General features: G+C 40.8%; 9 protein-coding genes and 1 pseudogene. 2 read left to right on the top strand and 8 right to left on the bottom strand.

Features of this window, described 5'->3' with window-relative positions:
* Positions 1–197 precede the first annotated feature (197 nt).
* Both L1D46_RS16440 and glk read right to left on the bottom strand, forming a co-directional pair.
* Positions 198–1,211 (bottom strand): LacI family DNA-binding transcriptional regulator, encoded by a 1,014-nt coding sequence (locus tag L1D46_RS16440; RefSeq protein WP_130051349.1) that lies wholly within the window; start codon positions 1,209–1,211, stop codon positions 198–200.
* Positions 1,212–1,233: 22 nt separating this feature from the next.
* Complete coding sequence (glk, locus tag L1D46_RS16435) at positions 1,234–2,232, bottom strand: glucokinase (RefSeq protein ID WP_130051348.1); 999 nt, start codon at positions 2,230–2,232, stop codon at positions 1,234–1,236.
* A 414-nt stretch (positions 2,233–2,646) separates the two neighbouring features.
* On the opposite strand from glk, the gene L1D46_RS16430 reads away from it, so the two are divergent.
* Positions 2,647–3,666, top strand: coding sequence for a LacI family DNA-binding transcriptional regulator (locus L1D46_RS16430; RefSeq protein WP_130052281.1), 1,020 nt, complete (start codon positions 2,647–2,649; stop codon positions 3,664–3,666).
* A 192-nt stretch (positions 3,667–3,858) separates the two neighbouring features.
* Entirely contained in the window at positions 3,859–6,045 is a 2,187-nt protein-coding gene (locus L1D46_RS16425) for an OsmC domain/YcaO domain-containing protein (protein WP_239977891.1), read from the top strand.
* Between the two features lie 70 nt (positions 6,046–6,115).
* Here L1D46_RS16425 and L1D46_RS16420 read toward each other — a convergent pair whose 3' ends face one another.
* The 6 genes and pseudogenes from L1D46_RS16420 to L1D46_RS16395 form a co-directional block, all read right to left on the bottom strand.
* Positions 6,116–7,036, bottom strand: coding sequence for a hypothetical protein (locus tag L1D46_RS16420; protein WP_239977890.1), 921 nt, complete (start codon positions 7,034–7,036; stop codon positions 6,116–6,118).
* Between the two features lie 207 nt (positions 7,037–7,243).
* A pseudogene (locus tag L1D46_RS16415) lies at positions 7,244–7,606 on the bottom strand (DUF1287 domain-containing protein); the annotation flags it as partial.
* 95 nt (positions 7,607–7,701) lie between these two features.
* Positions 7,702–10,101: a glucan 1,4-alpha-glucosidase gene (locus L1D46_RS16410; protein ID WP_239977889.1), complete on the bottom strand. Its 2,400-nt coding sequence runs from the start codon at positions 10,099–10,101 to the stop codon at positions 7,702–7,704.
* A gap of 12 nt (positions 10,102–10,113) precedes the next feature.
* The gene (locus tag L1D46_RS16405; protein WP_167657846.1) at positions 10,114–11,598 is read right to left on the bottom strand and encodes an MFS transporter; all 1,485 of its coding nucleotides are present in this window, start codon (positions 11,596–11,598) and stop codon (positions 10,114–10,116) included.
* The gene (locus L1D46_RS16400; protein WP_239977888.1) at positions 11,591–13,468 is read right to left on the bottom strand and encodes an alpha-amylase family glycosyl hydrolase; all 1,878 of its coding nucleotides are present in this window, start codon (positions 13,466–13,468) and stop codon (positions 11,591–11,593) included. The genes L1D46_RS16405 and L1D46_RS16400 overlap by 8 nt, the downstream gene beginning before the upstream one ends.
* Positions 13,469–13,559: 91 nt before the next feature.
* Positions 13,560–15,410, bottom strand: coding sequence for a glycoside hydrolase family 13 protein (locus tag L1D46_RS16395; RefSeq protein WP_130051340.1), 1,851 nt, complete (start codon positions 15,408–15,410; stop codon positions 13,560–13,562).
* Positions 15,411–15,475 lie beyond the last annotated feature (65 nt).

Here is a 15,475-nt window from a genome sequence, read left to right as displayed (position 1 = left end):
ACTTTATTTTAGTAGAATATGAGCAGAATTCATATGAAGTACTACTATCAAAGGCGTACCCTCTAGCCTAAGTTTGTAGTTAGTTCTATTTTAAAACAATGAGTTAAAGTGTTGTTATCCATTTTTCCCATCTGAAATAAAAAAGCCCGAGAACGCGTCACTCATTCTCGGGCTACTGTGAAAAAACAAGATGAAATTTATTTAATTGCAGCTGTCGACTCACGAGTAATGAGTTTTGCTTCAAGGGTTACTTGATAAGGCGACTCTTGTGGGTCACTAATATGAGTAATCAATTGCTTGACTGCTTGCTGAGTCATTTCTTCAACTGGTTGAGCAATGGTAGTTAACCCTGGCCAGATATGACGAGCAATTGGAGCGTTATCAAATCCAGCGATAGAAATATCATCTGGCACTCTTAACTGCATTTGCGTAGCAAGTTTTAACACCGCTGCTGCCATGTAATCATTTGAAGCAAATACCGCCGTTGGCCGAGGATTTAAATCTAGAATAGTACGGGCACTGTCAACACCTGAGTGATAACTGAAGTTACCTTCTTCAACTAAGCGCTCATCAAACTCAATGCCGTTTGAAGCAAGTGCTCTTCGGTAACCTTTAAAACGTTGCTCTGTAGCACTGTGATCAGGGTGACCTTTAATGAAAGCGATTTCTTTATGACCAAGCTTAATAAGATGCTCAGTTATTTCAAAAGCTCCCTGCTCATCATTACTTCTTACAGAAATAGAGTCGTCTTCAAGTACCGCTGATGCGACGCGAGCATACGGGATCTTTTTCGATTTTAAAAAGCTTACAAGTTCAGGAAAATCTGAAAATGGAGGGGTCAGTACAATACCGTCTAAACGCGAGGTTTGAATCAACTGCTCAATATTACTAATTAATTCGTCGCCACGTAACTCACAAGGATGGATCAATAAGTTGTAATTAAGCTCATGACAGGCAGCTAAGGCACCAGTTTGGACACGGGTAATATAGCTTTTACTAGGATTATCGTATAAGCAACCAATAATAAAACTACGGTTTTGTGCCAAACCTCGTGCAATTGGGTTTGGCGTGTAATCAAGCTCTTTAAATACTTTAAGTACTTTTTCGCGCGTTGCATCACTCACGTTTGGCTCGTTGTTGAGAACGCGAGATACTGTTTTTTTCGATACACCGGCATAGCTGGCGACACTGTTGATGGTTACTTTCTTCATCCGCTCTACATCCAACTGCTAATTACGCGTTACTTTTAACATGTATACACGCAGCAGCACCAATGAATGGAATGTTGTCTTGTGTTACAAGCGTAACAGGGATCTGTGAAGTATATTGCGACATTATGCCTTTGTCTGCAAAACGTTCAACAAATCGACTAGATAATAGACGTTGTTGCATGCGAGGTAAAATACCACCACCAATAAATACGCCACCTAATGCGCCAAATGTCAGGGCTAAATCCCCTGCTACGCTACCAATCCAATCACAAAATTGATTTAGCGTTGCATCACACACTTCACATTGACCTGTAGTTGCCAACTCACTGATTTGTGCTGCATCTAAATTCTTAGCTTCAACGCCTTTTACTGCAGCCATAGCACGATATAAATGCGCTATACCAGGACCTGAGAACACAGTCTCTACAGACACATGATTTAATTGCTTTTTAAGTTCAGTAATTAGCAACCGGTCTAATTCAGTTACTGCTGCAAGAGTAATATGGCCTGCCTCGCAGCTAAGAACAGCGCTGCCTTGAGATGTTCGAACTAAACACGCAGCACCAAAACCTGTACCAGGTCCCATTACGGCAATATTAGCATTTTCATCAGCTTGGCCTGCTTTAACGGCCATATTTTGTGAATCATCTAAATAAGGAGCCGCATAAGCAAATGCAGCAAAATCGTTGATTACTTCAAGTTGCTCAAATGCGAATTCAGCTTTTAAGTCCGCAACATTAAAGTGCCAGCCAAGGTTTGTTAAATGTACTTGACCTGCTTTAATCGGGCCCGCTACCGCTAAACATGCACGATTTGGCTTTGGAAATGAAATTTGGCTGAAATACTGAGTAATTGCACTTTCTAAAGAGCCAAAGTCAGCACTTGGGAATGTTAAATTATGCTCGATAACAAACTGGTTAGTTTGTGCATTAAAGTCAGTGATTAAAGCGAAACGAGCGTTAGTGCCGCCAATATCGGCAACAAGAATAGGAGCGAATTCTGTCGTTGTCTGTGTGTTCATGTTGTTTTCTCTATTTGTCTAAGCTAGTTGCCGCTTATTTTTCTAGTTTTCAATGGCAAAGCCATTGTGTCTGCTAAACTTTGGGTCATTGCCTCAAGGAAGCTATCTTTTGTATTAAAAAAATGCTGCCCAATTGAATGGGCAGCCAAATACGTTTTGACAACAAAATGATAAAACAGTGACATTATGACACCGGTGTCAGATTGGGATCAATAAAAATTTTCATTATTTGTGCATGCATACGTATTTATTAAGAAAACCTGCGTATTAAGTATCGAAAAAGCATATATATACGCATAAAAAATGCCTAGCTGTGTACAGAACAATCACACACACGCCGCTTGTCACAAATAGCTTGAAAAAAATATTAAATAGCCGAAAATGGAAATACTTCTTCTGTTATTTGGTAACCATATGAAAGGTAAGGCGACATCATTTGACATTGCACATTATGCGGGTGTGTCACAGTCAACCGTGTCTCGCGCGCTGCGAAATAGCCCTTTGGTCAACGAAGAAACGCGTCGACGTGTTCACGAGGTAGCAAAGCAGCTCAACTATAAAGTTGATAAAAATGCCAGTAACTTAAGAACACAACAAAGTAGCACCCTGGCACTTTTATTATTTGAAGATCCAACCTCGGATGAATCACAAATAAATCCTTTCTTCTTAGCAATGCTAGGCAGTATTACAAGAGCCTGTGCAAAAGAAGGCTACGATTTACTCGTATCGTTTCAGTCTAGCAGCTCTGATTGGCAAGCTGATTACGAAGACAGCCACCGTGCAGATGGCCTAATTTTGCTTGGTTATGGTGATTACCTCGATTATCAGCCTAAGTTTAAAACCTTAATTGACCAAAACACTAAATTTGTATGTTGGGGGGCAAGCGTAGATAACCGCCCAGATTTAACCGTCAGCTGTGATAACTACGGCGGTGGTAAATTAGCTGCTGAGCATTTACTCGCAACCGGAAGAACTGATTGTGCATTTATTGGTGATGCCTCTGATCATAGCCCTGAGTTTTTTGCTCGCTACCAAGGTTTTAAAGATGCATTCTTAGCCAAAGGCGTGGCTTTAAACGAGCGTAAGATGGCTAATGCTATTTCAACAGAAGAATCTGGCTATCACGCGACTCGTTCCCTCATAGCAAATAACATTCGTTTTAACTCATTATTTGCGGCCAGCGACTTGATTGCTATTGGTGCTATTCGCGCGTTAAAAGAAGCAAAAATCAAGGTCCCTGATGATGTACATGTTGTTGGTTTTGATAACATTGCGGTTGCCAGCTTTGTAAACCCACCACTTACCACTGTTCAACAAGACACTACCCTCGCCGGACAAATGTTGGTAGATAACCTGCTCAAACTCATTCGGGGTGAAGATGTAGAGAATACCCTTTTACCACCACGGTTAATTATTCGTGGTTCGAGTGTTTAATTTTTAGCGATAACAGCTTTGTTATCGCCTACTCCCTTCCCAACCAGAAACTTATTGCATTAAAATTAGTTTTTTTTCGATTTACCCAAGACTATTACTTCGAAAAAGCAGATAATTACACCTATTATGATGAAAACGCTTATCTGGCACACAAAGCTTAGATAGCAACGCGCACAAAGGTGGAATTTTTTAATGGAAATTAAAGTTAATTTTCTCGACAACCTCAGGCTTGAAGCTAAGTTTGATGATTTCTCTGTCATTGCAGACCAACCTATACGCTATAAGGGTGATGGCACTGCACCAAGTCCATTCGATTACTTCTTAGCTTCATCTGCATTGTGTGCGGCTTACTTTATTAAAGTGTATTGTAATTCACGCGATATCCCGACAGATGGTATTCGTGTTGCACAAAACAATATCGTTGACCCAGAAGACCGCTATAACCAAATTTTCCAAATTCAGGTTGAATTACCAGAAAGCCTTTCTGAGAAAGACCGCACGGGTATTTTACGCTCTGTTGAACGCTGTACAGTAAAACGTGTTATTCAAACCGGCCCTGAATTTAAAATCGATACTGTTGAAAGCATTGAAGCTGATGCGCAAGCAATGCTGATGGCAAAACCAGGTGATGACAGCAACACATTTATTTTAGGTAAAGATTTACCGCTTGAAGAAACCATCGCAAATATGACGTCCATCCTTGAAGAGTTAGGGATGAAAATCGAAATCTCTTCTTGGCGTAATATTGTGCCAAATGTGTGGTCTTTACATATCCGTGACGCTGCTTCGCCAATGTGTTTTACCAATGGTAAAGGTGCGACCAAAGAAAGCGCGTTATGCTCAGCTTTAGGTGAATTTATTGAGCGCTTAAACTGTAACTTCTTCTATAACGATCAGTTTTTAGGCGAAGACATTGCCAATAGCGAGTTCGTACATTACCCAAATGAAAAGTGGTTTGCACTAACTGACGGTGACTCGCTACCAGAGGGTATTTTAGATAATTACACCCGTGAAATTTATAATCCAGATGGTGAACTTTGTGGCTCACACCTAATCGATACCAACTCTGGTAATAAAGATCGTGGTATTTGCTCTATTCCTTATGTTCGCCATTCAGACGGTGAAACTGTTTACTTTCCTTCAAACCTGATCGAAAACTTATTCTTAAGTAATGGTATGAGCGCAGGTAACAATTTTGCCGAGGCAAAAGTACAATGCTTATCTGAAATTTTCGAGCGTGCCGTTAAGCGTCAAATCATTGAACAAGAAATTGTTTTACCAGACGTACCACAGGAAGTATTAAATAAATATCCAGGTATTGTTGCGGGTATTAATGGTCTTGAAGAACAAGGTTTCCCTGTTGTAGTAAAAGATGCCTCGCTAGGTGGTCAGTTCCCAGTGATGTGCGTAACACTCATGAACCCTAAAACAGGAGGGGTATTTGCCTCTTTTGGTGCGCACCCAAGCTTTGAAGTTGCGTTAGAGCGCAGTTTAACTGAGTTATTACAAGGCAGAAGCTTTGAAGGCTTAAACGATGTACCTAAGCCAACGTTCAATAGCATGGCGGTTTCTGAGCCTGAAAACTTTGTAGAGCACTTTATTGACTCAACGGGCGTGATCTCATGGCGTTTCTTCAGCGCTAAACACGATTATGATTTTGTTGAATGGGATTTCTCTGGCAGCAATGAAGAAGAAACAGCGAGCTTATTCGGAATTTTAGAAAGCTTAGGTAAAGAAGCTTACATTGCTGAGTTCTCAGACCTTGGTACTGCTTGCCGCATTTTGGTGCCCGATTACTCAGAAGTTTATCCTGTAGAAGACTTAATCTGGGACAATACCAATAAAGCACTGAACTTCCGCGAAGATATCTTAAACCTACACCGTTTATCAGAAGATCAACTTGCCGATTTAGTTGAACGCCTAGAACAAAGTGAACTAGATAACTACATTGATATCATCACCTTAATCGGCATTGAGTTTGATGAAAACACAGTGTGGGGTCAGTTAACGATTCTTGAGCTAAAACTGCTTATTTATTTAGCACTCGGTGATTTAGAAGCGGCAATGGAGCTGGTTGAAGCTTTCTTACAATATAATGACAATACCATTGTTGAACGTGGCCTATTCTACCAGGCAATGCACGCAACGTTAGAAGTAGCACTAAGCGATGACCTTGAGATTGAAGATTACATTCACAGCTTCACTCGTATGTTTGGTCAAGAAACCATGGATGCTGTAGTTGGCTCAATTAATGGCGATGTGATGTTTTATGGCTTAACAGAAACCAGCATGAAGCTTGAAGGTTTAGATAGGCACCTTCGTTTAATCGAAAGTTACAAAAAGCTACACGCTGCTCGCGCGAAAAAAGCGGGGCTGTAACGAAGGAATATCCGAGCCGCACGTTTTCACAACGTGCGGCTTTACTTTTTCGCGACACTTAAATGTTAACTTAGCGAAAATGCACGCCTGTAATATCATACTCAGCAATAAAGCGGCCACCATAAGTGTCTACAAACATAAACTCCATCTCTACTTTTTCTCGTTGGCCTTTATGTTCAAGCAATTCAATAATAAAGTATTTATTCGAATTAAGGTCAAAAGAACGGCCTTGCGTTTCTCGTATAATATTAAACTTTGTAGGGTTACCGATTCTGTCAAAGTACTCAAAAAGTACGTTTAAACCGCGCGCATAAATCCCTGAGGCTCTTTGTGAGGAATTAGGTTGTTGTTGGGCCAACAACCACGTTTTGTCTTTTTGATTTACAGCTTTAATAAACTCAGTAATTAATTGTTGGTGTTCAACCAAAGGCGGCATATTTACTTTTTTAAGTGCTTGTATGAGTTTATCACCCGCTATACCTGTTCTCGCTATGTAATTATCAAAACCGGCCTCTATCGACATATAACTTAGATAGTCAGCAAGACCATCTCTGTACACCTGTTCAAATGTGCCATATTCTTCCGAGAGAATACGTTCAAGGCGATTATAGAAAGAAAAAGCATGCGCAGAGTCTAATTTTTTCAATTCCGAAGTATCTATCAATTGACCAAAAAGTAGTGCATTTAAGTCAATTACATTCGTTTTGTCGTCAAACGTAACTATTTCTTTAGCCCACTCTTTATTGGCTTTGACAAGTTGCAAATAGTAACGTTGAAAAGGTGCACCATGCTCATCAGCGATGGTTATTTTCTTTGTCGAAAAGTCATAAATTTTAGCGTTTTTTGTAGGGCCAGTTCTAACACTTACCTTAAAGCCTTTTGACAGTGCAGTAAATTTATCAGACTTCTCAATCACAACTTCCTTTGAAGCAAAAACAGTCGTCGTAAAGAGCAGTAAAAAGCTGGCAACGAACCATCTAGCAGTTTTCATATTAATTCCTTTTTATGCTAAATTCAGGTTTACCTAGTACAGGTTCAAAGATAACTTAAATGTATATTAAAATGGTAAGTAATTGAAGCCCAATGCAAATGCTAGGGTTTTAGGTTTATAACGTTAATGTCCTGTCATTTTGTAATTAAGTAACATATCTAAGTGATTAGGCCATATCGTTACTATGAGTGGCCTTGTTGTAACTCCTTATAGTTCAGCTGTCACTATTCCAACATGGGGTAAGTTGCCAGATAGTATCCAAGTTACAATATCTCTCCTTTTATAATTACTAACGTCTTCACTTAAAGTCAGGCTCTGCACATGTCGTTGAAAGAAATGCTGTAAGTAAGGGACACGAAGGTGATCAATATTTGAATCCGACTTTGTTAGACCTCATATTCTTCTTGATGGATATAAAGTAAAGTTATCACGCATACCTTCATTAACGCGTACTTGTAAATCGATTCCAAGTGTCCTATAACTGCGAATTATGACATCAGGACACATGCCAATAGTAACAGGTACATCATCATTTGGATAAGCAATTCTTTTATAGCTTCCATCATTAACAACGCAGTGATTTGTTCGCTACTTAGAGGCAGGCAACTTTAAAAACAAAAGCCACAGCAAGTGCTGTGGCTTTTGTGTCAATGCGTTAGTAAAACTTACTTCAATGCATCTTCAACAACTGGGTAATGATCCCATACTTGTTTATCGCTCACTGAACGAAGTAACTTGATGTATTCAGCGTGAGTCCAAGCAAGCGGTGTTGCCGAGTTTGTGCCCTCACCTAGCTGATAACCAGCTTTATTGTTACCTACGCCATCCCAAACTTGTTCAGGTAACATCATGCCTTCATTGGCAAAAGCTTCCATTCCTTTTACGTAGGTGTCTTTAATCGCTTGTTGCTTCATCGCATCTAGGCTATTGGTTGCGTTTGCCGCAGCGATTTCATAGTGACCACGCTCACCTGTGAAAAACGGCCATACACGACCACGTTGACCAGGGGTGTTGTTACCACCTTCAGCGTAGTTGTTACCTGTCATTTGGTCTTCACCGTAACCATCGTTACCATAGCGGCGGTAGCCTGGGAATGAGCCCGAACCATCAGCAAAGTTAAAGGTATAGCGTACTTGAAGGTTATCAACTAAAGTTTCGTCATCATACTCTGGTAATGTTTTTACAATGCTCGGAGCAAGTGCATCACGTACACCATAGCGTACAAGCTCTAAGAAACCACCATCAAGGATTTGCTTTTTGTCAAAGCCTTCACGACCGTTATTGGCGTTAAGTGTAGTTGATGAGTTTGGATCTTTGTCTTGACCGATACGAATGAAATATTCACCATCGCTGTTTTCAGACTTAAGGTTACCTTGAGTCGTAAACATCGTGCTTTCAATTTCACTGTTGTAGGTTTTAGCCGTTGCTAGGTAACGCTCTGCATTTTTAGTGTCACCTGCTTTTTTAGCAATATCAGCAGCTGTCACTAGACCTGCAACAACCGCAGCTGTTGTTGATGGGGAAAAACCATTTTGTTCTTCCCAGCGCTCTTGTTGCGTTGCTGGAGGTGTAATTTGCGTGTCGTTCCAAAGAATTTTGGCAAGGCCACCATCAACCAAGAAATCAGCAGCTGGTTTTAACATTTTGCCATACCAATCTGTCAGCTCTTGATCGCTAAGTACGCCTGCTTGATGAAGTTTCCAAGCTAACATAATTGGCATTGCTGTTTGGTCAAGCTGTACACCTACCCACTCAAGTTCACCATCAACATGTGTCTTTTGTAAGAACCAGCCAGTGTCACCACCATTGCCTGGTGTGTTATCTGTTACTTGTACTTTTTCTAGATACTCAAACGCCGTTTTAGCAGTACGTGCATCACCCATGGCCATAAATGCCATTGCAACTTGATAGAAATCACGAACCCAAACCGCTTTATAACCGGTAGAACCTGTTTTAGCCGAAACCGTTTCACCCCAAGGGTTAGAAAGTGACGCAATTAAAGCACCTGCATGAGTTTTATCTTCTTGCGCTTTTAACACCATAGCACTGGTATAGAGCAGCTTACCATTATCAGCAGTGCTGTTAGTTAATGTGCTCAAAGGTTCAAGGCTTGTTAAGTAGTCTTGCCAACCAATGGCAGCACCTTCACCGTTATATGCAGCAAGCACTTTTTGATAGCCTTGGTTTAAACTTGCTTGACCTTCTTTGAGGCTTGCAGCTTCAGATTTACCAAAGCTTAAAGCTAAATCAAAGGTGGTGTTTTTTGATACTTCGCCCAGCTCTGCAAGTAAGCTTACATTACCCGACTTATCACCGGTATTTTGGTAAGTAGTTGGTAATGATTGCGATGCTCTCAACTCTTTTAAGCCATCACTTACACCCGTAAAGCCAACGCTTGCTTGTTTGAATGGTTGAGCGGCTTGTAAAGATAAAAAGTTATCATCTTGCCAAGCAACTAGACCCTTGTCAGTCACTTTTGCAAAATCATCTAAGCCATTGTTATCGATATAAGGATTCACATTAACGTAGGCTTTCACATCTTCAAGGTCTGTATTAAATACACTACGAACAAACAGTGTTTGCCCGTTAGGATCTGTAAAGATATGTTTTTCTAAGGTGAAACGACCTTGCTTGTCTTTACTTACTACTTTGTACGCAAGCGATAATGGGCGACCTGCGTCATCTTTATATAAATAATCAATGCTTACATCCAGATCATCGTTCTCTGTTACGGTAAAATCTTTACCAACGACAACAAATTGCATATCTTTGATTTGTGCTTGGTGAATTAAACCAAACATGGTTTCTGTGATCATGCCTTTAGCAATTGAAAACCAAACTTTTGATACTTTGCCGGTAGCAGCTGCGTCGCTATAGTGACCGTCTTGGTATTGCTCATAAGAGGTACCAATACCTGTTTTACCAGAATATGCCCAAAAAGGCTCAACACCCGGTGCACCCGGTGCAGAAACTTGGTCTACCGCTATATTTGCTGATTGTTCTGAACTACAAGCTGTTAAACCTAATGCTAAAAAGCTTGCTGTAATTAGATTAAATTTTTTCATTGTGTGTCCTTATTATTGTTGCTTAACGCGCAGTACGGCGACCGCTGCTAGTACGAATGACACTGCACCTAGCACTAACGCATAAATCGGTTGATTATCAAAAAGGTGGCGTAAAATTAGGCCTAATACGCTTGCCGCTAAAAGCTGCGGGATAACAATAAAGAAGTTAAAGATACCCATGTACACACCCATTTTCTTACTTGGTACTGAGGTACTTAACATTGCGTATGGTAAAGAGAGAATTGACGCCCAAGCAAAACCGACCCCAATCATTGGCCAGATCAGTAAACTTGGATCTTTAATAACAATAAAGCTGACCAGCCCTAATGCACCTAACACTAGGTTGATAGCATGGGCCATTTTTAGTCCCACTTTTTTAACGACAATCGGAATACACAGTGCTGCAATGGCAGCAAAGCCATTGTAAGCGGCAAATAACACACCAACCCAATCCGCACCATTGTTGTATGCAAGTGAGCTTGTATCACTGCTGCCATAGTGGAAACTTGTTACCGCCGAGGTGGTATAAATCCACATTGCAAACAATGAGAACCAGCTAAAAAATTGTACCCAAGCCAATTGTTTCATTGTTTCTGGCATAGTGAATACATCATTCACAACTTGATAAAAGCCACCACTGGTTGCATTTTTAGCTTTTAGAGCACCGGCTATAAATTGAATAACACCAAAACTAATCAAACCACCAGCAAGCAAATAAAGCTCTTTTTCAAGAGATAGACCTGTAACAATTCCAAGAACGACAAGGCCAAGAACCGTAAAAATTGCAGCCCCTTTGTTAAAATTCACATCGCTTTGAACATCGCTCGAGTCATTGCTTTGCTCTTGCTCATGAAAACTTTCTAGCTCTTCTGGGGAATATTCTTTAGTGGTAAACACAGTCCAAAACACTGCAATAATTAAAACTACTGCACCAAAGTAAAACGAAAATTTTACAGAATCTGGGATTTGTCCAGCTGGTGCTGTATTGGCAATATCGAACCAGTTAGTCATCATCCAAGGTAATGCCGACGCGACAACCGCACCGATACCAATGAAGAAGCTTTGCATTGCATAACCAGTTGCACGTTGCTTTTTAGGCAGGTTATCACTAACAAGTGCACGGAATGGCTCCATGGTCACGTTAATTGACGCATCCATGATCCATAGCATACCCGCTGCAATCCAAAGGCTTGGTGAGTTAGGCATAATGAATAACGATAACGTTGTTAGAATAGCCCCATAAAAAAAGAACGGACGACGGCGACCTAACTTATTCCAAGTTTTATCGCTCCAATAACCGATGATCGGTTGTACAATAAGACCTGTAAGCGGCGCTGCAACCCAAAGGATTGGAATGTCATCAACATTGGCACCTAAGGTTTGAAATATACGGCTCACATTACCGTTTTGTAATGCAAAGCCAAATTGGATCCCTAAGAATCCAAAACACATATTCCATATTTGCCAAAAGCTTAGCGTTGGTTTGTTATTAGTCATAATCAGCCTTTAGAGTAAATACTGCACTGCTTAAACCATTCATTTGTAATTGAATTGGCCCATTCGTTGTTGCCTCAGAAATCACAATGTCGGCATGATTTTCTAGGTTATCAGTTAACGTTAAATCACTGTGGTTAAGCTTAGGTAACAACGCTTGGTTAAGGTTAAGCTCAACATTTTGTGGGTTCTCTGAAAAGTTACTTACTACAAGCACCAGTTGTTGGCCAAGCTTACGCGTAAAGGCAATGACTTGCTCTGAACCCGTCAATTCAACCGCTTGCATGTCACCACCAACAATGGCAGGAAGCGTGTTTAACGACATTAACTTAGTGTAGTAAGCGCGTAGATCAGCTTGCTGCTTTGAAAGCGCACCACCATCGAATTTACCATTATTCATCCACGCTTGATGCGCAGGTACACCCATGTAATCGAAGATACTTGTGCGGGTTGGGTCGCCAAAGCCACCATCTTCAGAGCCATCTTCACCGACAGCTTGACCAAAATAAAGTAATGTTGGCGAACGCGACATTAATGTAGAAACCACCATAGCCGGCTTACCTTTTTCACTGCTGCCCGCGAAATCTGGGCTAGCAATACGTTGCTCATCATGGTTTTCTAAAAAGTGCAGCATGTGCTCTTCAATATCAGCCACTTGGCTTTGGATATCGAAAATAGTATCCGCTGATTGCTTGCCTTGCATCACAGCTTTAACTGTGTCGTAAAAACCGACTTTGTCGTAAAGGTAATCCATCTTACCTTGCTGGATATATGGGCGGTAAAGCGTTGGGTTATAAACCTCAGCCAAAATAAAAGCATCGCTTTTTTGCATCTTGATTGATGAATTTAAAAAGCTCCAGAACTCAACAGGCACCATCTCTGCCATATCATAACGAAAACCATCGACACCTTTATCTAACCAATAAAGCGCGATATCGCGGAATTTATACCAGCTATTTGGTAGCTCTTTATCTTGCCAAAATGCGTAGTGCGCACGGTAATCTTTATCAGCGTAATCAGCAGGTAGCGTCGGGAAATCGTAGCTGCCATCTGGTTTCACGCCGTAATTAATTTTAACTGTTTCGTACCAATCATTGATGTCAGGTTTAGCTGCACGTGCCCCATTACCCGTCCATTTTGCTGGTGTTTCAGCAAACTGATTATCTGCTAGAGGATGCGGGTTACCACCTAACACTTGGTAGCTATCGCTGGTAGGAACTTGAAATGACCGCCCTGTTACATAGTAAAAGTTATTATCGCGAGCATAAGTTTTCGTCATGTCATCTTCAGCACCAAAATCTTTAACACCTTCAGGCTTTGCGACCGACTCATAGTTACGCGCTACGTGGTTTGGCACAATATCAATAACAACTTTCATACCGTGCTCATGAGTACGATTGATTAGCTCTTCGAACTCTTCTAAGCGGCGCTCAGGGTTAATTGCTAAATCAGGATTAACATCGTAATAGTCTTTCACTGCATAAGGTGAGCCTGCACGGCCTTTTACAACATCAGGGTCATCTTGTGACAAACCGTATTCGGTATAGTCAGTTACTAAAGCATGACGCGGTACACCTGTGTACCAAACATGTGTTGTACCTAGCTCTTTAATGCCTTGTAATGCAGCATCATTAAAATCAGCGAATTTACCTACCCCATTTTCTTCTAATGTACCCCACGGTTTATTGGTGGTATTTGTATTACCAAATAATCGAGTGAATACTTGATAAACCACAGGCTTAGAGATAGCTGCTTGGCTCGATTCTGATTGCTGCTTTTGCGTGTTCTGCTGTACTGGCGCATCGTTACCACAGGCAGTTAAACCTAAAACCGAAGCCACTACTAACGCAGTTAGTTTGTATGTTGTCATCATTACTTCATTTTTCTGTAAATATCAGTTCATACTAATGTTAAGGGCTGCATACGGACAGTAAATGCATACGTATTCAGCCTATTAGTTGCAATTATTCAAGCTCGATTAAGCGTGCTTGCATAGCTTTTAAGCGGATTGGCGCTGCAAGTTCAACGCGTTTTTCGCTGATTAAATCGCGTCCTTTATTATTGCCTTTCAGCACTTCTTGCATGTAGCTTAAATCCCAATCAATAGCTTGTTGGTTTTTGTTAAGAACGACCAATACAGTTTGGCCATTATGCTCTCTAACATAGCTGTAAACGCCTTGCTTTGGTGAAAAATGCATTAAACGACCTTCACTTAGCGCTGGTTTTTCTTGGCGCAGCTTAAGCAGTTTTTTAATGGTACTTAACATCTCTTGCTGATCAGTTGAAAGGCCTTTGCCTGTGAATGCATTTGTTTTTTGACCCGTAAATCCACCAGGGAAGTCAATGCGAATATCACCGTGGTCATTACTTGGCGTGTTATCAAGCAAAAGCTCTGTACCGTAATAGATTTGTGGAATACCGCGAGTTGTTAACAGCAGCGTCATGGCTAATTTAGTTTTTGCAAGGTCTTGACCAAGCTCAGTGTAAACACGGCTCATGTCATGGTTATCAGCAAACACTAAAATGTTATCTGTATCAGCATATAAAAAGTCATTCGCCAGCGATTGATACACTTTTATCCAACCTGTATTCCAGCTTTCTTCTTCGTTAAGTGCTTGGATCAACGCCTCTTGTAATGAAAAGTCCATCACACTTGGTAAATCAGAGGTATATCCATCTTGATTGACTTTGCCGCGCTGCCAATAAGATGCAATTGCCGGGTTGGTTGTCCACTCTTCGCCAACAATATTAAAGTTTGGATACTCGGTCATAATCGCTTTAGTCCAATCGGCTAAAAACGCTTTATCTGAGTATGAATAGGTATCAACACGAATGCCGCTTAAGTTGGCGTATTCAATCCACCAAATGGCATTTTGAATCAAATAAGTTGAGAGTAACGGCTGGCGCTGATTTAAATCAGGCATCGACTCAACAAACCACCCATCATTAAATTGACGTTTATCGTATTGGCTGGCATGAGGGTCTTGAATTGTTTGTCTGGCGTGGCTTGTGGCATTTTTACCGTTTTCAAACTTGCCATCAAAGTTAACCCAATCTACTGTTGGCATGTCAGCCATCCACTGATGCGATGAACCAAAGTGGTTAAGTACCATGTCCATCACTAAGCCGATACCATGCTCTTTCGCTTCTGCTGATAAGGTTTTATAAAGCGCATTACTGCCCATACGCGGATCAACCTTGTAGAAGTCAGTAATAGCATAACCATGATAAGAGTAACTTGGCATGTCATTTTCAAGCACAGGTGTTAACCAAAGTTGCGTTACACCTAAGTCCTCAAGATAATCTAAGCTATTAATAACACCTTGAATATCACCGCCATGACGACCTCCTTTGAAGCTCGGATTTGCAGCCTCCTGCATACCTGCAACGCTGTCGTTACTTGGGTCACCATTTACAAAGCGATCAGGATTGATTAAATACAGCGTATCTTTGTTTGTAAAGCCATCGCGGTTGGCACTTTGCTTATCTCGAGCATTTAATGGGTAAGTAAAGGTTGTGCCATCTTCAGCTTTAAAAGTCAGTTTTCCCGGCTTTGTATTATCGCTGATGTTTAAATCTAAAAAAGCGTAGTTCGGGTTATTTGTTGTTGTCACCCCTTTAAACTCAACGCCCTTGTAAGGCATCATTTGCCACGCTTTATTAGCAATATTGTTATCGTAAAGCATTACTTGCAAAGAATCGTTTTGCATTCCAACCCACCAATTTTCTGGTGAAGCGGTAAGTGCAAAACTCGCTGTCGAGTTAAAAAGTGTAAATGCGGTCGTTAACGCTAAAAATGTCTGTGTTTTTTTCATAATTAATTTTGTACTTTTTCTAAAAATTGACTGTGACTCGGTAGCTGCTCTACGGTGTTATTAAT

Source organism: Pseudoalteromonas sp. Isolate3, from assembly GCF_022398505.1.
GTDB lineage: Bacteria > Pseudomonadota > Gammaproteobacteria > Enterobacterales > Alteromonadaceae > Pseudoalteromonas > Pseudoalteromonas apostichopi.
This window is presented reverse-complemented; position numbering and strand designations above follow the sequence as displayed.

Excerpts from the sequence above, each read along its gene's own strand:
- L1D46_RS16405 (WP_167657846.1), bottom strand. The coding sequence starts at position 11,598 with ATGACTAATAACAAACCAACGCTAAGCTTTTGGCAAATATGGAATATG.
- glk (WP_130051348.1), bottom strand. The coding sequence starts at position 2,232 with ATGAACACACAGACAACGACAGAATTCGCTCCTATTCTTGTTGCCGAT.
- L1D46_RS16400 (WP_239977888.1), bottom strand. The coding sequence starts at position 13,468 with ATGATGACAACATACAAACTAACTGCGTTAGTAGTGGCTTCGGTTTTA.
- L1D46_RS16395 (WP_130051340.1), bottom strand. The coding sequence starts at position 15,410 with ATGAAAAAAACACAGACATTTTTAGCGTTAACGACCGCATTTACACTT.
- L1D46_RS16430 (WP_130052281.1), top strand. The coding sequence starts at position 2,647 with ATGAAAGGTAAGGCGACATCATTTGACATTGCACATTATGCGGGTGTG.
- L1D46_RS16425 (WP_239977891.1), top strand. The coding sequence starts at position 3,859 with ATGGAAATTAAAGTTAATTTTCTCGACAACCTCAGGCTTGAAGCTAAG.
- L1D46_RS16440 (WP_130051349.1), bottom strand. The coding sequence starts at position 1,211 with ATGAAGAAAGTAACCATCAACAGTGTCGCCAGCTATGCCGGTGTATCG.
- L1D46_RS16410 (WP_239977889.1), bottom strand. The coding sequence starts at position 10,101 with ATGAAAAAATTTAATCTAATTACAGCAAGCTTTTTAGCATTAGGTTTA.
- L1D46_RS16420 (WP_239977890.1), bottom strand. The coding sequence starts at position 7,036 with ATGAAAACTGCTAGATGGTTCGTTGCCAGCTTTTTACTGCTCTTTACG.